The sequence below is a fragment of the Algibacter sp. genome (assembly GCF_039977455.1).
Taxonomy (GTDB): Bacteria; Bacteroidota; Bacteroidia; order Flavobacteriales; family Flavobacteriaceae; genus Algibacter_B.
On sequence record NZ_JBDWDG010000022.1, the window covers coordinates 433800 to 453273 of the forward strand.

Annotated in this window: 15 protein-coding genes; 2 read left to right on the top strand and 13 right to left on the bottom strand. The window is 31.2% G+C overall.

Features of this window, described 5'->3' with window-relative positions; translation table 11 throughout:
• Positions 1 to 95: 95 nt before the first annotated feature.
• Together ABJM36_RS10785 and ABJM36_RS10790 are read right to left on the bottom strand one after the other, a co-directional pair.
• The gene (locus tag ABJM36_RS10785) at positions 96 to 572 is read right to left on the bottom strand and encodes a hypothetical protein (RefSeq protein WP_348451455.1); all 477 of its coding nucleotides are present in this window, start codon (positions 570 to 572) and stop codon (positions 96 to 98) included.
• Between the two features lie 102 nt (positions 573 to 674).
• On the bottom strand, positions 675 to 863 hold the full coding sequence (locus ABJM36_RS10790) for an energy transducer TonB (RefSeq protein ID WP_348451456.1): 189 nt from the start codon (positions 861 to 863) through the stop codon (positions 675 to 677).
• A 152-nt stretch (positions 864 to 1015) separates the two neighbouring features.
• On the opposite strand from ABJM36_RS10790, the gene ABJM36_RS10795 reads away from it, so the two are divergent.
• Positions 1016 to 1519 carry a DUF456 domain-containing protein gene (locus tag ABJM36_RS10795; RefSeq protein ID WP_348451457.1) on the top strand — a complete coding sequence of 168 codons (504 nt, stop codon included), beginning with the start codon at positions 1016 to 1018 and terminating at the stop codon, positions 1517 to 1519.
• Positions 1520 to 1760: 241 nt separating this feature from the next.
• Here ABJM36_RS10795 and ABJM36_RS10800 read toward each other — a convergent pair whose 3' ends face one another.
• The 4 genes from ABJM36_RS10800 to ABJM36_RS10815 form a co-directional block, all read right to left on the bottom strand.
• On the bottom strand, positions 1761 to 2435 hold the full coding sequence (locus tag ABJM36_RS10800; protein WP_348451458.1) for a response regulator: 675 nt from the start codon (positions 2433 to 2435) through the stop codon (positions 1761 to 1763).
• 3 nt (positions 2436 to 2438) lie between these two features.
• Positions 2439 to 4277 (bottom strand): sensor histidine kinase, encoded by a 1839-nt coding sequence (locus tag ABJM36_RS10805; protein ID WP_348451459.1) that lies wholly within the window; start codon positions 4275 to 4277, stop codon positions 2439 to 2441.
• A 132-nt stretch (positions 4278 to 4409) separates the two neighbouring features.
• Positions 4410 to 4559 carry a hypothetical protein gene (locus tag ABJM36_RS10810; RefSeq protein WP_348451460.1) on the bottom strand — a complete coding sequence of 50 codons (150 nt, stop codon included), beginning with the start codon at positions 4557 to 4559 and terminating at the stop codon, positions 4410 to 4412.
• A 339-nt stretch (positions 4560 to 4898) separates the two neighbouring features.
• Complete coding sequence (locus tag ABJM36_RS10815) at positions 4899 to 5903, bottom strand: LacI family DNA-binding transcriptional regulator (protein ID WP_348451461.1); 1005 nt, start codon at positions 5901 to 5903, stop codon at positions 4899 to 4901.
• Positions 5904 to 6116: 213 nt separating this feature from the next.
• Here ABJM36_RS10815 and ABJM36_RS10820 point away from each other — a divergent pair, with 213 nt between their 5' ends.
• Entirely contained in the window at positions 6117 to 8624 is a 2508-nt protein-coding gene (locus ABJM36_RS10820) for an outer membrane beta-barrel protein (RefSeq protein WP_348451462.1), read from the top strand.
• A gap of 266 nt (positions 8625 to 8890) precedes the next feature.
• Here the strand turns inward: ABJM36_RS10820 and ABJM36_RS10825 are convergent, their stop codons facing one another.
• The 7 genes from ABJM36_RS10825 to ABJM36_RS10855 form a co-directional block, all read right to left on the bottom strand.
• Positions 8891 to 9064 carry a hypothetical protein gene (locus ABJM36_RS10825; protein ID WP_348451463.1) on the bottom strand — a complete coding sequence of 58 codons (174 nt, stop codon included), beginning with the start codon at positions 9062 to 9064 and terminating at the stop codon, positions 8891 to 8893.
• 132 nt (positions 9065 to 9196) lie between these two features.
• Entirely contained in the window at positions 9197 to 9610 is a 414-nt protein-coding gene (locus ABJM36_RS10830; protein WP_348451464.1) for a PAS domain-containing protein, read from the bottom strand.
• Positions 9597 to 10022, bottom strand: a complete 426-nt coding sequence (locus ABJM36_RS10835; RefSeq protein ID WP_348451465.1) for a hypothetical protein — start codon at positions 10020 to 10022, stop codon at positions 9597 to 9599. The genes ABJM36_RS10830 and ABJM36_RS10835 overlap by 14 nt, the downstream gene beginning before the upstream one ends.
• Positions 10022 to 10438, bottom strand: coding sequence for a hypothetical protein (locus tag ABJM36_RS10840; protein WP_348451466.1), 417 nt, complete (start codon positions 10436 to 10438; stop codon positions 10022 to 10024). Before ABJM36_RS10840 ends, ABJM36_RS10835 begins: the two co-directional genes overlap by 1 nt.
• A gap of 184 nt (positions 10439 to 10622) precedes the next feature.
• Complete coding sequence (locus ABJM36_RS10845; RefSeq protein WP_348451467.1) at positions 10623 to 15116, bottom strand: PAS domain S-box protein; 4494 nt, start codon at positions 15114 to 15116, stop codon at positions 10623 to 10625.
• An 11-nt stretch (positions 15117 to 15127) separates the two neighbouring features.
• Complete coding sequence (locus tag ABJM36_RS10850) at positions 15128 to 15502, bottom strand: response regulator (RefSeq protein ID WP_348451468.1); 375 nt, start codon at positions 15500 to 15502, stop codon at positions 15128 to 15130.
• A 54-nt stretch (positions 15503 to 15556) separates the two neighbouring features.
• Entirely contained in the window at positions 15557 to 18997 is a 3441-nt protein-coding gene (locus ABJM36_RS10855) for a PAS domain S-box protein (RefSeq protein ID WP_348451469.1), read from the bottom strand.
• Positions 18998 to 19474 lie beyond the last annotated feature (477 nt).

The window sequence follows — 19474 nt, forward strand, 5'->3', positions numbered from 1 at the left end:
ATTTATCGGCATCAAATTATTTATTTGGAAGAATTAAGACTCATACGGAAACCAGCTATTAAATTTTATAATAATCAAAAAAGGCCATAGCCAAACTAATTTACATGAATAACTATAGGTAGCTTAAATTGTGTAGTAACCTGTTGTCCGCGTTTTATGGCCGGAAAAATTTTAGGCAAAACATCAAGACTCTGGTTTAATAACTGCCTTATATTCGGGATTTCGGCTATAGTAAGCGAATCAATTTTAGCCTCTAACAATCTTAAATCTCCGGAGTTAGACACTTGAAACTCTAACATTAACGTATCATTAATATCTTGAGTAACCACAATACGTTCTTGTTGTAAATAATTCGTAATTTCTTCTGTTATGGTTTGTTGAAAACACAAGGTCCTTTCGGCTTTCGAGCTAGATGAATCACATTTAGAAAAACTTGGGTATTCATCAACATCTGTCCAATTAAACGTTTGCAATTCCTCCTTAAGAATTGCTTCAGTAGATGTTTTCTTCACATTAAAATACTCGCAAGATGTGAGTATAAAAATGGATATTAAAACTAATAAATTCCTCATGTATTTTAACTGAAACCGAAAAATACAATTTTTTTAGGTTTTTTGTAATTTAAAAAAGAAAAACCGAAGCATTAACTCTGATTTTTAATTATTAAGCTTTTACTATTCGGCTATAAAAAATATAATGGGTAGCGAATAGCGCACATTAACCTGCTTCCCTTTATGTTCTCCTAATTTAAATTTAGGTAGGGTTTTAACAATACGTATAGCTTCGTTTTCCAACTCAGGATGTGCCGCTCTAGAACGAACATCAACAACATCTCCATTACTACTTATTTTAAAAATGGCCAATAGGCATTTGTATGTAGAATTTCGTACTCTGCCTTGCGAAGTTGTTTCATAATTTATTGAACTAGACAATTAGCATAAACCGATGCCTTAGTTGTAAAATGTAACATTTGGCATATTTTTTAGTCTAACTACTACATAACTTAAACATTTTTATGGATATTATTTTAATTATTATTGCTGCACTACTTATGCTTTTAGGCATTATTGGTAGCTTTTTACCCATTTTACCAGGACCATTAACTAGTTGGATTGGACTTTTAGTACTTTACTTTACCGATGCTATTCCTCTAGATAAAACATTTTTAATTATAACATTCGCTATCGCAATAGGCATTTGGATTCTCGATTATATCATTCCTGTTGTTGGCACAAAACGATTTGGAGGCACTAAATACGGTATGATAGGAACCACCATTGGTTTAATTATTGGTTTAATAGCTCCGATTCCTGGAGGTATTATTATTGGTCCCTTTATTGGGGCTTTAATAGGAGAACTTATTAATAAGAGTGACTCTAAAACGGCTACAAAAGCAGCTTTCGGATCTTTTATAGGCTTTCTAACATCAACTTTTATAAAGTTTGTGGTAGCCATAATTTACCTTGGTTTATTTATTGGAATACTTTGGGATTACAGATATGCCATTTTTGTAGCCTAAAAAGAAGAAACCCTGTGGGTCTCTCACCTCCACAGGGTTTATGTAAATTGCTATTATCAACAAAAAATTGAGGGATTAATTAATTTTTCTGAAGTGTTGATATACAAATATACTCAGAACTATTGTGTTTGGATTACGGGTTTCCCGTAATTACTTTACGAACAAGTCGTAATATGCAGTAATAACAAAGGTTTCGAGAGTAAAAAAAAATTTATTTTTTTTCTTAAATATAATAATTTTCCTAAATAAAGCCCTTTTTTCTAGCTTCTTCTAGTAAAGTTTCATCCTGACCATCGCTAACTTCAAAAATTTCTCGAAGTTGTTTTTTTCTTTTTTCTATAGTACTCAAAGAAATACCTAAATGAGTTGCTAAATTTTTTGTTTTTATACCTTGTGATAATAAATGTAGAATTTTTCGGTTTTTATCATCTACAACAATATCCGTTGCAATTGTTTTTCGAATATGGCTATTTACAGTACCGCTATAAAAAGGTGGATTATATAGTACGGCTTGAAAAGCACTCGCTAATTCTTTAGATGTTAAGTCGCTTTTAATTAAAAACCCTTCTGGATCTATGGTTTTAATAATATTATGAATTCTAAACGACTCATTAAACATGGTTAAAACAATAATTTTAGCGTCTGGCAATACTTTTCTAGCATATTCAGCTAAATCTTCACCAGAACTCATAGAACCATCAGTAGAGGGCGGCAAACTAATATCAACAAACAACACATTATATGGCCTTTCTATTTGAAGAGATTTATCCATAAACTTAACGGCTTCATCGCAATTATTAGCAATATCGATGGTTAACTCTTGATTATCTTTTTTGGTAAACTGTAATGTATTTTGATAACCTTCAATAATCATGGGGTGATCATCAATCATTAAAATTTTAACTTTTTCGATCATAGATTAAATTTGATGTATTGGTGCCTCAATATTAACTTGGGTACCAATATTTTTTTTAGATTTTATATTTATAGTTCCGTTTAATTCTTTAATCCTAGAATTCATATTTTTTAACCCAATACCTGATTTTGCTCTATTTATATCAAAGCCGGTACCATTATCGCTAATCATTAAGCAAATTACATTATTTTTTAATTTAAAGCTAATTTCCACTTCGCTTGCCTTTGCGTGTTTATGTATATTATGGAGCGTTTCTTGAATAATTCGATAAATATGAATTTTCATTTTATTACCCACTAAGTCCCAAGTAATATCATCATCATGTATTAATTTGTATTTAAGATTATAGGTTAAAGCCTGTGTGTCAATTAAAGTTTTAATAATATCTGCAAAACCAGAACCAGAGACAAATTCGGAACTTAATTCGTGGGAAACTTTTCTAATATCGTCCTCAATTGTTTTAAGCTCATCGATATATTGTTCTCTAGTTTTTATAGCTTCTTCACTATTGTTCATATTTAGGCTATCTAAACTTAATCTGGTACCAAACAAACGTCCTAAAACTCCATCATGAAGTTCTTGAGAAATTCTTTTCTTTTCTAAATCTCTTGCTTCCTCGACGCTTTCATTTTGAGATAACATGAGGTTATAGATTTCCTCATTTGTTTCCTGTTGTTTTTGTATAAACTGTAATTCTATATTCTTATTTCTCTGGGTAATAACTAAGTATAGTAAAAACGACGCTAAAGCAATTACTATGGATATTATTAGGAGCCACATCCTTTCTTTTGCGATTTGAACATTTTGTTGCTCAATCTTATTAGTTTCATACCTAATTCTTGCAAATTTATCTCGTTTCAATCTTTCGCTTCTTTCCAAGCTATCACTAAGGGTTATATAATCTTTTAAGAATTTATTAGATACAGAACCAGTTTCTATTTTCGAAATCAATAATAATGATTTTAATAAATCGTCATTATTATAAACCTCGGAAATACTTTTAGCCTTATAAGCATAATATTTAGCTGAGTCTATTTGATTAAAGTCATAATAATACTCTGCTAAATGTTGCAGAATAATTATAGAGTTATAAGTATCATTAGTGCTATCGCAAATGCTTAACGCTTTTAGATATAGCCCCGGAAGTTCCTTTAAGTTATTTGATAAATATAGCGTATTGGCATAATTCCCTAAAGCTAAAGCATGAACATCTGGATGATTTTTTAATAATGTAGTATTTGATAAAATTTTCTTATACACCTTTAAAGCCAAATCATATTGCTCTGAGTTTTTATAGGCAAAAGCTATATTATTTTCAGACAACCCTATACTTCTTTCAAAATCGCCATCTAAATCCTTTTTTAAGGCTAAAGCTCTTTTATGATATTTTATAGACTCTTCATACAACCCGAGCTCATTAAAAACGATACCCAAATTATTATTAATATAAGCCTTGTATTTTTTTACATCATTAGTTTCATTTAAACTTTCTAGTAAAGTAATAGCCTCAATAGATGTAGATTCACTACCGGTATAGTCCTTATCATAAGTTTGACAAACTGCAATACCAAATAGCGTTGCAGCCATTTCAAATTTATAATTATATTGTCTGAATATTTTTTCGGCGGTATAAAAATGAATATAAGCACTATCGCTTAAAAGATACTTTCTATACAGCTCACCTATTTTATAATGCTGTTTCGCTTTAAAGATAGAATCTGTTGATTTAACTACCGATAATGTATTTTTTAAAGAATCTATTTTTTCAGAAACTTGCTCAGTTTGAGCCTGTATTCCAAGAAAACAACATAGCAAAAGAGAATATCGTATTAAATTTTTCAATTAAATATAGGGTACATTAAGTCTATTCCAAATGTATTTATAATTTTTCAATTTTAACTAATTAGATTCATGGTATAAAAAATCCCATATAAAATAAATTATATAGGACTTAAAATATATTTAGACTCTTACTTAATCTTGACCTTGACCTCCGGTATGAGGAACAGGTTGTTCTGTATCAGGGACAACTTGAAAATCATCTTCTGCTAAATCTTGTTTAGTACAAGATGTTATAACTGTGAAAAAAAGCGCTGTAATTAATGTAATTTTTAGGGTTTTCATATGTATTATAATTTTAAGGTTACAAAATTTATTCTATTTTATATTTAAAAATAGTGTTTCTAACAAAATTTTCTTACAAATTATTGTTAAGAGCAAATCGAATACACGTAATGGATACCGATTCTGTAAATCAATTTTCTGAGGGAAATGACTAAAAGTCAATGTGGATTAATTCTACTTAATTGAACTTAGGGAAAATAAGTCGCCCAACTAAGCAAAGCGAAAATATATTATAGCGTATATTAAAGCCTAGTTTTTTAAAAAAAAAGTGAAATATTCGACGAAATACACAATTTTCAATCGACGAAATGCATAAAAACCGGATAAAAGGAAGTTTACTTACAAAGTAGAGCTGTTTTTAATTAAGCTCGTTTTTATGATTTTCGTTTTCATATCCGTTTCTACACCTGTATTTTGCATACGATTAATGAGTAATTCGGCGGCATGGGTACCAATTACCTTTGCGTGTTGCCTAATTGTGGTTAATCTGGGAATTGTATGATTGGAGTCTGATTTACTTGCAAAAGCGATTACCGAAACATCTTTAGGCACTTTTAATCCTAAATTAACAGCAGTATTAAGGGCTATGATTCCTGAAGAACTATCAGCAGCGATTACGCCTTCAATGTTTTTGTTTTTCTTATAAAAAGATTTAATTTTTTTTGCCTGATCATCCTTTTTCTTGATTTTCAAAACTAAGGCCTCCAAATTTCCGTTCTCCAAAATAGCCTTATTATAACCGCGTTCTCTTAATTTACCAACACTTATATCATTAATATTACTTATAAAGACAATTTTTTTTCTTCCTTCTTCAATTAAGCTTTTGGTGGCATTATAAGTAGCATCAAAATCATCAACTATAACTTTATCACACATCACATCGTGGGCCACCCTATCAAACATAACAATTGGTAACCCCTGTTTAATAGTATTCTTAAAGTGGTCAACTTCATTATTCATCTGAGACTCTTGAGACACAGATAAAATAAAGCCATCTACACTTCCATTAGCCAAAAATTGTAAACTTTCCTTTTCTTTTTGTAACGATTCGTTTGATATACATGTTATAATATTATAACCATGTTTTGAGGCTTCACGTTCAATACCAAAAAGTACTTTAGCTAAAAAGCGATTTAGAATATTTGGTATAATAACTCCAATGGTTTTTGTTTTATTATTTTTTAAACTTAAAGCAACTTTATTAGGTCTGTAGTTATACAAATTTGCAAGTTCTTTAACGCGTCTTACGGTTTCCTCTCCAATTTCCTCACTATTATTCAAAGCCTTAGAAACTGTTGATATAGATACGTTTAATTCTTTTGCTAGTTGTTTTAGTGTAACCATATAATTTTAAAAAATAAAACAGCAATTTACAAAATTAGTACTTGAAAACCCCTTAAGTAAAAATAAGTTTTAAACATATTCATTTTTAAAATAACACTCATCACATACGCTGTAGATTTTTAAATAAACGTATTTAAATTCTAAATATTAGCTTAGTTTTGCGAAAACTTTTCAAGTTCAAAACGGTATTTATTAAATTTTTACAACAAACAGATGCAAACTAAAATTTCGACGATTTTAATCCTTTTCTTTTTTACAACTCAATTAATACATAGTCAAATTACCGGAAAAATTATCGATGCAGAAAGCAATGAACCTATAGAATATGCTACAGCAGCGTTATATAACCTGGAGGGAAACTTAATTACTGGTGTTGTAACTAATTCTCTTGGTGTTTTTAGCTTAGAGAGAATAAAAGCGGGCACTTACACCTTAGAAGCTTCTTTTATGGGATACACATCCTTAAAAACTGATGCTCTAAAAGTTAGCAAAAAAGGACCAACTATTAATTTAGGTCCTCTAAAATTAACTCTAGGTAACCAATTAAATGAAGTCCTTGTAAAGGCAGAACGAACAGCTGTGGTACATAAAATTGACCGTCAAGTTTTCGACACTAAAACGTATCAAAATAGTGAAGGTGGTAATGCTGTTGATGTTATAAAAAATCTACCATCGGTAACCGTAGATGGACAAGGCGAAATAAGTGTTCGTGGTAGTAAGGGGTTTACCGTATTAGTTAACGGCAAACCTACGCAAGGCGATGCTAGTGCTATTTTAGCACAATTACCAGCAAATGCTTTAGAAACCGTAGAACTTATTACGGCTCCTTCTGCAAAATATGATCCCGAAGGTAAAGGAGGCATTTTAAATATTAAAACAAAAAAAGGCGCTATTAATGGCACCTTTGCCCAAATAAACCTTCGCGGCGGGTTGCCTTCTATAGAATCTTACGATACTAAAGTTCCAGCAGAACGCTATGGCATAGATGCTACCGTAAATAAGCGCAGCGACAAATGGAACATTTCCTTAGGAGCTAGCTACCAAAGAAATGATAAAACAGGACGTCGTGAAGGCGACATGTATATTGTTAATGAACCCGAAAACAAAACTACTTTTTTACCATCTGATGGTGAACGTAGTTTTGATGATATTAGCTATAACGGCCGCTTAAATTTAGACTTCACTCCTAACGAAAATAATGCCTTTTCATTTGGTGTGTTTGCTGGAAAACACACCAAAGAACGTCTTGCTGATATTGTGTATTACGACAATCATGCCGTTTCTCCTATTGGAAGCGACAATAGGTTATATACATTTGAATATTACAACCATAATTTAAGAATTAGAAAAGGTGATTTTGCTTTAGGTAGTTTAGACTATTCGCATAAGTTTAATAATAACTCTAAATTATCTACTTCTATTTTATATGAATATACTTTTTTAGGAGGCCCAACAGAAAACGATAACTTAGGTTACCCAGACAATAATATTGTATACCAACAAGAATATAACACAAACGACAACCCCCTTTACGGTACACGATTTAATCTTGATTACCAATGGAAACCCTTTTCTTTCGGAACTCTAGAAACAGGTTACCAATACAGAGACCTAGACCATACAGGAGAGTTTGTTTACCAACGTGACGGGAATTTAGTACCTGAGTTCTCTAGCGAAATAGAATTAAAGCGTAAATTACATTCAGGTTATGTTCAATTAACCGCAACAAAAGATAAATGGGATTATGCAGCTGGTGTACGTTTAGAGTCTATGGACAGAACATATACCGAAGCTTTAAAAAGTGAACCAACACCTAATGTTTACGAGTACGATTTTGTAAAATTATTTCCTTCAGCCTCTGTACAATACACTGTAGACGATAAAACAAAAATTAAAGCAGCTTACAGTAAAAGAGTAGAACGCACAACCACTTTAAAAATGAATAGTTTTGCAGAGCGCGAGCATTCTGAAGTATTTGAGCAAGGCGATAACTCCTTATTACCAGAGTTTATTGATTTAGCAGAGATTGGTGTTACCAAAAAGATAAAGGGCGGAAATTCCATTTATGCTACAGCATATTTTAGACATGTAGACAACGTAATTAATCGTGTAAACACTTTAGCTTACGAAGCTTCAGGAGAAGTTATTGATAGCATTATAAACCGTGTATATTCTAATGTTGGGAAAAGTAATGCTGTTGGATTAGAGTTTGGTGCTACAATTAAACCAACAAAAAATTGGACCACTATAATTGGTGCAAACGTTTATAACTATGCTATTGATGGCGTATTAAATTTTAACCATAGAGATGGTATTGAAAGAACTTACAATATAGATAGCAAATCGACTATTTACTCCTTAAATTTAAACTCCACATATTCGTTTTGGGATAATGCCTCTGTACAGTTTAACTTCAATTATCTATCGGATAGAAATACCGCTATGGGCGAAGATTCAAGATTTTATTCACCAAACCTAACTTTCAAAAAAACATTTATTGACAACCGCTTATCTGCAACCTTGCAATGGCAAAATATTGATATGGGAATGCTTAATACCAACGAACAACGTATAACGACATCTAGACCCGATCAATTTTATACAACCACCAATTATGTTTACGAGGTCGATATGGTTAGCTTAAACCTATCATACACGTTTAATACGGTAAAAAATAAAAGTAAGTTTATTGATAGTGAATTTGGTAAACGCGAATTTTAAGAAATTCAATTTATAATAAAACAAAAAAGAGAGCTTCAATTATTTACAAGCCCTCTTTTTTTTATTGACTAATAGCATTTATAAGACACAACTCTTTTTAAAAAGTCACATTTAAACCATAAATTAAAATTGTGCCGTGTACTTATAAATATGTATATTAAAGTATTTTTACTGGTAATCATACACTCCTAATACAGTAATTATAGTACATTGTTTTTTTTACAAAATAAGCCTAGCCTCCTATGTTGGAGTTTTTATAGCGCTATTTAACTATGTACAATTCTTGGATTTGGAATTTCTATTAAGTCTGAAATATTATTATTTACATAAAGAACACTTCCAATGACGTCCGTTACAGAAATACTAGTGTCATTTATTAAAAACTCTTTTAAATTATCTTCTGACCTTTGTTTTCTTACCTCTTTTTGTACTAGTTTCATAACATTTTTGGTTTTGATTTAAAATAAGAACCATAAACTTTAATACTATTATCAAAAACTAGATTTCAAGTAAAATATAAAAGCCTAATAACCTTCTAAAGTAGAAGATTTAATATGATTGTTTAAATTTTATTACATGCTAGGTTCATAGCATTCTTGATTAACTTTAACTTCATCTAAGTACATAAATACAAAACTTTCTACGTTACCTTTAGTATCCTTCAATGGGACAATTGTGGTTTCAAAACGTATTAACTTTTGTGTCTTTGTTTTATAATTTAACGCACCTTGCCATACGCAGCCGTTCTCTAACCTATTCCACAAATTTTTATAAAAGGAATTTTCATTAATTTTCGATAAGAATATACTATTTACAACACCTAAAAGCTCATTTTCCTTACATTCTATTTTAGCACAAAAACAATCATTAGCATATATTATTCGACCAAGTTTATCAGACACAGAAACAGCAACATTGTCCTTTATAAATTCCAAAATAGCAATATCTGGATTTGTGCGCCATTTGTAATTTTTAATTGCTTGCATCGTGTAGTTTTTTAGTATTAACTGAATAGGCTAATGCTTCATCAAAATCCTTAAATATTTTAAAAGGCGTATTGGGCTCATAAATTCTTTTGTATGAGTTTATTAATAGTTTTGCATTAATTGAATTAATTATAAAGGCCTCTGAAATTCTTATTTTTTTCAAAATTGAACTATTAGCAAGTAACTTGGCAGCATCAATACTAATATTACCTTGATTATCCCTAATATCTATTACAAAAGGCATAGACCTACCTTCCGACAATGTAAAAATTGCTTGCTCATACTTTTTTACCAAATCTACTTCTAGGATTTTATAGTTTTCTGTGTTACTAAGTTCACAAAAAATAACCCCCAAAGCATTGGTCCAAAACTTCGCATTTTTTATTGTTATTGATTTTTTTATTGCTTCCATTAATATAGTGCGTTAAAAGATTGGTTGGTTTCTAAAGAAAAAGCGACTGCTTTATTGTAACTCAAAAAAACTTTATTAGGAGCTACGGGGTCTTGAATAACTTTTGATGCAATAAAAGCAAATTGCACATAAAAGGAATTGACCACAAAAGATTTTGATAATATAGCAGACCTAAACTCTAAATGGTTTGCCATAGTTTTAATAACAGAGAGGGCGTAATTATTTTTAAGTTGCTTAAGGTCTATGACTAGCGGAAAATAACTTCCATCGGATATCTCAGTAATAACTCTTATATATTCCTCTAAGCAATCCTTACTAAATTTAGTATTATTACATTCATCGCCAATAAATTTGCAGAAGAGGATATTTTCTTCTAACCAAATTATAGTTTTATTACATTTTATAGGCTTACTCATAACTGTTATTCAATTTAAAACTGAATACCAATTCGCGTGCCACAGACATAAAACGCCTGAAAAACAAAACGTAATTGTCTTATTTTCAGTATGTTATATAAAAAATAAAATTAACAGACACCAATAAGAACTCACGGTATGCCGTTGGTGTTTTTACCTACAAATAGATTTTCACGGTATACCGTTACTTTTTAGCAGGTTTATTTATACCTAGTTTTTTCATCCTGTCTCTTAATGTACTAGGTTTAATATCAAGCAATTTTGAAGCCCCATGTTCACCATCAATTTTCCAATCACATTGATCGAGTATTTTAATAATATGGTTTCGTTGCACTTGATTAAGTGTTAAGTTAGATGTTCTTACCGCTAATTCACTTAATACTGAAGATTCGCTTACAGGCGAAAGCATTAAAGTTTCTGAATCTGATAAGATGACAGCTCTTTCTATTAAATTTTCTAATTCTCTTATATTCCCTGGCCAGTCATACATTTTAAGACCATCCATGGATTCATTTGGTATAAATTTAATATGCTTTTCGTAAGACTTATTAAACTTATCCACAAAGTGCTCTACCAATAACGGAATATCCTCTTTACGATTTCTTAATGCAGGAACTTTTATAGGAAATACATTAAGTCTAAAATACAAATCTTCTCTAAATTGTTTTTTCTCTATTTCTTCTTTAAGGTCTCGATTAGTAGCTGCTATCACCCTTACATCTAGCTTTTTTAATTCTGTTCCACCAACCACTTCAATTTCTCCCTCCTGCAAAAACCTCAAAATTTTTGGCTGCATATCTAAAGGCAGTTCCCCTATTTCATCTAAGAATAAAGTACCTTCATGAGCCAATTCAAATTTCCCAATTTTATCACTAAAAGCACCTGTAAACGAGCCTTTTTTATGCCCGAATAACTCGCTTTCCATAAGTTCCCTAGGAATGGCAGAACAATTTACCTTAATTAATGGCTTGGTATTACGTAACCCTGTATTATGAATAGCCCTTGCTAACAACTCTTTTCCGGTACCCGATTCTCCTAACAATAATACAGTAGCATTAGTTGGCGCAACTCTTTCAATTTCTGTTAAAACATTACTAAACACTTCACTCCCATAAACCATTTCTTCGTAGTTAAACACTAAATCTAACTCGTTTCTTAGATATACGTTTTCTTGCTCTAATTGCTCGCGTAAATGATTTAACTCTATATTAGCATTAGAAAGTTCAGCATTTGCCACAACAAGATTTTTTTCTGCTGTTTTACGCTCGGAACTTTCAACCATTAGTGACACAATACTAGCAATGGAGGTTGCAAATTCCTCATCATCAGCTGTCCAATCTCTCTTTTCTCCAATGTGCTCAAAACAAATAACACCATGCATACCTTGGTTGCCTTGAATAAACACATCTAACAAAGAAGAAATACCTAAAGGTTCTAAATAATTTTTCGCATAACCTTTTGTAATATCATTATTTACGGCATCTGCAACACTTATGGTTTGGTTGCCAGTTAAGGCTTCAAAATAGATTGGGTTATCTTTTCTGGTTAGAACCATTCCACTTTCACATACTCCTGTTTCTAAATTATATAAATTCTCGCAAACAAGATTTGTTCTTTCCTCATTAAATTTCCAGATACCAACACGCGCAACATTTAAAGTAGAAGCTGCTATGGATGTTATTTGTTTTAAGGTTTTATGATAATCTGACCCTACCAAAGCTGTCAGTTCCATAATTACTTTTTTCTTTAAGATGGATTTTTTCGCCACATCTTCTAAAATTCTTTTGGCTTTTTCTTCTTCCGAAACATCTTTTATGGTAGCAAACAAGGCAATTACTTCGCCTTTATCGTTTTTAATGTTACCCGACAAAAACGACACTAAATATTTTTCACCGTTTTTCCTAATAAACTCTAAATAAAAAGACTTTGTTTCCCCTTTAGCAACCTCTTCTTTAGTTTTTAACATTAATTCTAAATCTTCAGTTTTTGCGAAAGGATAAGGTAGATTTAAACCAATAAGTTCTTCTTGCGAATAACCAAAAATATCGCAAAGCGAGTCATTAACCATAATAATTTGACCTTCCAAATTAACAATTAACAAACCTTCTTGCATAGACATAATAAGTTTATCACTAAACTCTTTTGCCGCTTTAAGCGCTAATTCATTTTGCTTTCTTTCGGTAACATCTTGAATGGTACCTAAAAACATGGTAACCTCTCCATTTACGAGCACTGCTTCTGCTAAACCATGAATCCATTTTAACTCTTTAGTGTTTTTAGTTAAAATTCTACATTCTAAATCGATTTTTTGCTTTAACTCTACACCTTGTTTCACCGTATTTTTGATGAGTAATCTGTCTTCAGGGTGCGCTATTGTTTTCCACAAATCAAAGCTTACCTCCGCGTTAAGATCAACCCCTATTATTTCATTAAATATAGCTGAAGTTTTTGCAATTTGCTTTTTTAAGTCTAAGTTAAAACTACCGATTTTTGCTATTTTCTGTGCTTCTATTAAAGATTTTTCACTTTCTTTTATTTGTAATTCAAATTGTTTTCGGGACGTTATATCTTGCACCGTTCCAATCATTTTTATTGGATTCCCTTTACTATCAAAAACCAATTCACCAAAACCATGCGCCCACCGCACTTCCTCATTATCTAATCGTATAAATCGATATTCATAGTCGAATTTTTCATTATTTTTTAAAACGTTATTTTCAAAAAGACTTAGTATTTCTTCTCTATCTTCAGGATGAACCAAGCCAACCCAGTTTTCAACACTTTTAACGAATGTATCTTGTTCTGTTAAACCTAAAATAGTATCTAACACCCGCGAACTATCCCAAAGCATTGTATTAATATCTATAGAATACGAACCTATATTACCAACTCTTTGAGATTGCCTTAAATTTCGTTCGCTTTCTATAAGCTTTATTTCGGCTTTCTTACGCTCTGTAGTGTCAATGATGGTTCCAAAATAAGCCATGCTGTTTCCGTCAGAATCATTAATATACGAAACCATTACATTAACGTTAAACCGCTTACCGTCCTTACGCATATAGACACTTTCAAAGTTTGGAATTACATCGCCTAATAATGCTTTTTTATGACGTAATTTAGACTCCTCTATGATTTCTGGCGGACAAAACGAATAAGGATATTGTTGACCAACTAATTCCTCTTCCGAAAACCCCGACATTCTGCAAAACGACGGATTAACTTTTATAATATTTGTATCTGTATCATAAACAACCAAGCCTTCATGCAGGGATTCAATAAGACTTTCTGAATAGTCTTTAGCTTGCTTTAAGGCTAACTCAGCTTTTTTACGCTCTGTAACATCACGAACTATTGCAAGCGTTTTTTCATCGTTTTGTAATTTTGCCGAAATTTCTGCTTCAATTATTGTACCGTCTTTACAGACTAATTGCCTTTCTAACATTACGGGTTTACCTTTGAGTAATTCTTGATACCGCTTAGTACTTTTAATAATGTCTCCAACTAGGATATCTTGGATTTTTAATTTTAAAAACTCCTTTTTTGTATACCCCAACATCTGGTATGTTGCTTCATTAAAATCATAGATATCACCATCGAAAGAATATGTAAAGATAGCATCACTAGCTTGATTAACTAACGCTTTATAAGATTCATTACTTTTTTTAACCGCTGCCATTATATTAAATTTTATAATGGTAATTTTTGCTAAACTAACAGCAGAATTTAATTCTCTAATATCTTCTAGTGAAGGGGTATTAACCGAATAACTATAAATAGCGAAGGTTCCTAAAACAATATCATTTTCTGAAAGTATTGGAATGGACCAGCATGATTTTAAATGGTGTTTTAATGCAAGTTCTTTGTAATCAACCCATAACGCATCTTTGCTAATATCTGAAACAATAACTGGTTTTTTAGTAAATGCAGCTGCACCACAAGAACCAACGCCTTCACCTATTACTACGCTCTTAATAGCTAAATTATAGGACTCTGGTAGCTTTGGCCCAGAAATAAGATTTAAAGACAAACCATCTTCTTCCAACAAACTAATGGTTCCAAAAAATCCTGGATGCAGCGATTCGTAGTTATTTATAATGTGGTCAAAAACTTTTTTAATAGGTGCATTATTAGCTATTAAATCTAATATTACATTTTCATTAATTAGTTTATGTTCAAATTTTTGGCGCTCTAATACTTCTTTTTCTAAATCTAAATTCTTTTGCTCTAGCTTTCGAATAAGTCGCTTACTATAAAGTTTTAAAACTTCTTTTTCTGTAAATTGTTCTTCTTTAGGTTTTAAAGGTGAATGGCCAACGGTTAACAACTCTTGGACTAATTTTATTATGTCATCCGGGTCGGTAGGTTTTATTAAAAAATGTGAGGCACCAAGTTTTAAAGCAAAATCTTCATCAGATTTTTCGGTGTAAGTTGATGTATAGAAAACAAAGGGAATGTGTTTAAGTAATTCATCTTTTTTGCATGCTTGACATAACAAATAGCCATCCATAACAGGCATCAAAATATCAGAAATAATAAGATCTACACTATTTTTACGCAATTTTTCTAGGGCAACCTTACCATCCTTAGCTTCAATAACCTCAAAATTTGCCTTCTCAAGAATTACCCTAAGTAAGTACAAGTTTTCAAAGATGTCATCTACTATTAATATAGTTTTCATACTATTTCATTCTATTTTTTAGCACTATGAATATTTTCCATTTGACTTAAAAACGTATCAGGATTTATAGGTTTCTCAATATACCCATCTGCTCCAGCTTCTAGCGCTTTTTCTCTATCTCCTCCCATAGCATATGAGGTTACTGCAATAATTGTGGTGCTTTTAGGCAACCCATTGTGCCGTAATTTAACACATATTTCATAGCCATCCATATCGGGTAACTGTATATCTAATAAAATAATCTCAGGGTGTTTGTCATGCGCCAACTGCAAACCTTCAACACCATTATAGGCCTCAAGAATCTTGTAATTATTCTTTTTAAGCAAATACGATAACATATACATATTTTGCTCATTATCTTCAATAATTAAAACTGATGGCTTCATGGTTTTGAGTCTATTAAGATGAATATCATATATTCTTAAAAATTTGCATCTTATTTAGTTAATTATTTTATCCTTGGAATACTCCAAAGGTAATTTAAATGTAAAATTACTTCCCACTCCTAATTGGCTTTCTACTTCAATAGTACCTCCTAATTTTTCAATTAAATTTTTACTAATTGCTAATCCAAGACCAGTACCCTCATGATTTCTATTTAGCCCACCCTCAATTTGAATAAAAGGCATAAATAACTTCACAATATCGTCTTTACTTATCCCTATGCCTTCATCTATAACTTGAGTAATAACCATATTATCAACAACATCTACTTTTATAAGAATAGTTCCTTTTTTTGAAAATTTTATTGCATTTGAAAGTAAATTTAAAAGAATTTGCTCTACCCGTCTTTCATCACTAATAAGCCCTATATCCATGGCAGAAATCTCAGTAACTAGCTTTAGTCCTTTTCCTGTTACCTGAGGCAATAAAAAGTCCGTTGTTTTTTCTAAACACTTTAAATAATCAAAATAGTAAAATGACACTTTTAGCTTACCTGCTTCAATTTTAGAAATATCTAAAACATCATTAATTAAACTTAATAAATGTACACCACTATTTTTCACCATTTCTAGTTGCTTTTTTTGCTCCTCGTTAAGAGGCCCTGCTAATTCCTTTATTAATATCCCTGTAAAGCCTATTATAGAGTTCATTGGTGTGCGTAACTCATGAGACATGGTGGCTAAAAATGCAGACTTCATTAAATCTGCCGATTGGGCTTTTATTTTTTCCTTTTCTAATTCTGAAGTTCTAGATTCTACCAATGCTTCTAAATTATGCTTGTGGTTTTCTAGTTCAACCTCTGCTTTTTTACGTTTGGTAATATCTCTAATAACTCCAATTAAAAACTTGTTTCCATTGCCATCAATAAATCTAGTTTTTTTTGTCGCTATTATGCGTGTTTCTTTGCCATTAAAAGTAAAACGTTCTTCATTTAAATTCTCAACACCTGTCCTAAGCACTTCTTTATCAATCCTTAAAAAGCTTTCACTTTCATCTTGTGGCAGGTTCTCCGCAAGTGTTTTTCCAATAATATCGGCTCTAGAGAGATTAAAAAGTACGCAAAAGGCATCATTAACTAATAATATATGATGCTGATCATCCTTTACAAATACAGGATCACCAATATTGTTTATAATATTATTAAGGTATTCTTTACTTTCCTTTACAAGATTTTCGGCAGTTTTTAGTTCGGTAATATCTCTAATAACGCCTATTAATAATTTATTTCCATCGCCATCAATAAACCTCGTTTTCTTGGTAGAAATAAACCGAGTTTTTCCGTCTTTGAGATTAACATCATCTTCATAAACGCACTCAACACCTTCAGATATTACTTGCTTGTCTATATTTAAATACCGCTCTCTTTCCTCATTAAGCACATCATCAGCAAAATCTCGACCTATTATTTCTTCTTTAGTCCGATTAAATAAATTATAAAAAGCATTATTAGCTATTAGAAAACGGCTTTTATCATCCTTTACAAATACAGGATCCCCTATATTATTTATTATATTATCAAGGTATTCTTTACTTTCAATTAAACGTTTTTTGGCATTTTTGGCCTTGGTAATATCCAAAGCCATTCCAATATAGCCATATAAGTTATTTTGGTTGTCGTATAGCCCAACAGCTTTAGCTGAAAGCCAAGTAACTTGTTTCTTTTCATTTTGAAACCTAAATTCTGAAGTAAATTCAGTATTTGTTTTTATAGATCCTTGCCACTCTTTTAACACCCTTTCTCTATCTTCAGGATGAATAGTATTAGACCATCCACTCCCTAAGGCTGCCTCAAAAGGTTTTTCGGCATATTTTACCCATTCCTCATTCACATAATTACAGGCCCCATCCTTATCCGTTTGAAATATTGCAACTGGAGCATTTGATGTTAAACTACGAAATAAGGCTTCATTTTTAATTAATTTGGCTTCGGCATTTTTCCTATCGGAAACATCTCTTGTAACACCAAGTAATGAAACAATATCCCCATTGGTTTCTCTTAATGGAACAGCATGCGTTTCTAACCACCGCTTTGTGCCTTTAATTCCAGTTATCTCAAATTCAAGTTTCCCAGAGCCCCCATTAAAAACATCAATTATAATTTTATTAAAGGCATCATGATAATTAGGGTTAACAATATTTATAACAGAATTCCCTTTTACCATTTCTAAACTATCTGCTTCAATCATTTTTAACCCAGCAGGATTCATATAAATTAATTCACCTTGGGCATTTAGTTGTTTAATGCATTCTGGCTCTGTTTCTAAAATAGTTCTTAACCGGTATTCACTTTCCTTTAAAGCTATCTCTGCTGTTTTCTGTTCTGTAATATCTGTAAAATAAATAAACAAACCTTCGTCAGAAGGATAAACCCTATAATCAAACCATTTACCTAAGGGCTTGTAATACTCCTGAAAACTTTGGGTTTGTTGAGTTTCAACAGCTCTATAATAAGCCTCATAAAACGACGTACCAACACCACTTGGGAACTCTGTCCAGATATGTTTCCCGATTAAACTGCTTGGTGTTTTTTCTAAAAAATCTGCTGCTTTCTGGTTTATAAATGTATAGCACCAATTGGTGTCTAAAGACACAAAACCATCAGAAATATTATTTAAGGTTGTTTCTAATTGAGATGTTAACCTTTTTTCATCTTCCTTTTTTTGAATCTTCAGGTCATTATATTTTTGTCTATAATTTAATATCGAAAATATGTCCCTTTCTTGGGTGGCTACAAAAGTTACCTTATTATGCTCACTATCTACATGTTTAACATATAAATAAAGAATTATTGAAAATAAGAATGCAGCTAACGATTTGCCTAAAACATGACTTAATAATGATGTTGCAAACAATGGGGTTCCATAAAATAAAGCCACATTAAAAACTATAGCATCGAAAACCAAAATAGTACAAAGCGCTGTAAACAGAATTAAGAAAAAAGGTAGTTTGTTAAATTTTAAAATTAAATATTGGTATAGAATAACAAGCAAAAAGAAATCTACTAACAATATAACTGTGCCACTAAAAAAATATTCAAAATTTATATTAAATACAGAATCTGTATTTAATGGCGTGTTGTTAATTTGACTAATAACAATTTCCTGTAAATAAGTAACTTCAAACATCAAGGACATGAAAATGTTTGAAACAACAATACCAATAATAAGAGCTCTAGCACTTGCTACCCCCTCCTTTATATAAATTAATAACACAGCAAATAACACCCCACTAAACAAAATTATGGACCCAGGGTAAATAACATATTCACTAAAAACATTAAAACTAAATGTACTCCCTAAATTAGCTTGTAAATATTGAATGGCGCCTAAAAGAATATAAAGGGGTGCTAAACCAATTCTAGCTCTTAATTTAAATAACAGAAGTATGCAGGAAGATAAAAGTAAAAACTCTGTAATTATTATGGTGTAAATGTTCATACAATTTTTCTCTAAATACTGTCCTTAAAACCTTTGTGGTTTAAAAACGACTAGTTAGCACACAATTACACCATTAACTTAATTAGCCTTATGGTTTGTAAATAGAGAGAATCGCCTAAAATATTTTTATAGTAATTTAAGCGTATTTAGCATAATGTAAATAGTATGTACAACCTTTAACAAATGTATAAAAAAAATTGTAGGTTTTTTTAGTACTAGATACATATACTTGTAGCGGTTTTTTTTTAAACACCATTAGTATTTAAAACTTAATTGCCCAAATCATTAAATAGAACAAAAAAAAAGGCAATTATTTATTGCAACTCTTTTTTCTTGACTTATAGCATGATTTTTTTAAGGACCTGCATGTTATAAAAACACTACCTGTGAATGCAATGCAACAGCCCTAAAACAAAAAAGCATCCCCATCTTCTTCACAGAAAAAAGGAAAGCTTTCCATTGGAATACCAAATCACT

Excerpts from the sequence above, each read along its gene's own strand:
- ABJM36_RS10785 (WP_348451455.1), bottom strand. The coding sequence starts at position 572 with ATGAGGAATTTATTAGTTTTAATATCCATTTTTATACTCACATCTTGC.
- ABJM36_RS10795 (WP_348451457.1), top strand. The coding sequence starts at position 1,016 with ATGGATATTATTTTAATTATTATTGCTGCACTACTTATGCTTTTAGGC.
- ABJM36_RS10800 (WP_348451458.1), bottom strand. The coding sequence starts at position 2,435 with ATGATCGAAAAAGTTAAAATTTTAATGATTGATGATCACCCCATGATT.
- ABJM36_RS10810 (WP_348451460.1), bottom strand. The coding sequence starts at position 4,559 with ATGAAAACCCTAAAAATTACATTAATTACAGCGCTTTTTTTCACAGTT.
- ABJM36_RS10815 (WP_348451461.1), bottom strand. The coding sequence starts at position 5,903 with ATGGTTACACTAAAACAACTAGCAAAAGAATTAAACGTATCTATATCA.
- ABJM36_RS10820 (WP_348451462.1), top strand. The coding sequence starts at position 6,117 with ATGCAAACTAAAATTTCGACGATTTTAATCCTTTTCTTTTTTACAACT.
- ABJM36_RS10825 (WP_348451463.1), bottom strand. The coding sequence starts at position 9,064 with ATGAAACTAGTACAAAAAGAGGTAAGAAAACAAAGGTCAGAAGATAAT.
- ABJM36_RS10830 (WP_348451464.1), bottom strand. The coding sequence starts at position 9,610 with ATGCAAGCAATTAAAAATTACAAATGGCGCACAAATCCAGATATTGCT.
- ABJM36_RS10835 (WP_348451465.1), bottom strand. The coding sequence starts at position 10,022 with ATGGAAGCAATAAAAAAATCAATAACAATAAAAAATGCGAAGTTTTGG.
- ABJM36_RS10840 (WP_348451466.1), bottom strand. The coding sequence starts at position 10,438 with ATGAGTAAGCCTATAAAATGTAATAAAACTATAATTTGGTTAGAAGAA.
- ABJM36_RS10845 (WP_348451467.1), bottom strand. The coding sequence starts at position 15,116 with ATGAAAACTATATTAATAGTAGATGACATCTTTGAAAACTTGTACTTA.
- ABJM36_RS10850 (WP_348451468.1), bottom strand. The coding sequence starts at position 15,502 with ATGAAGCCATCAGTTTTAATTATTGAAGATAATGAGCAAAATATGTAT.
- ABJM36_RS10855 (WP_348451469.1), bottom strand. The coding sequence starts at position 18,997 with ATGAACATTTACACCATAATAATTACAGAGTTTTTACTTTTATCTTCC.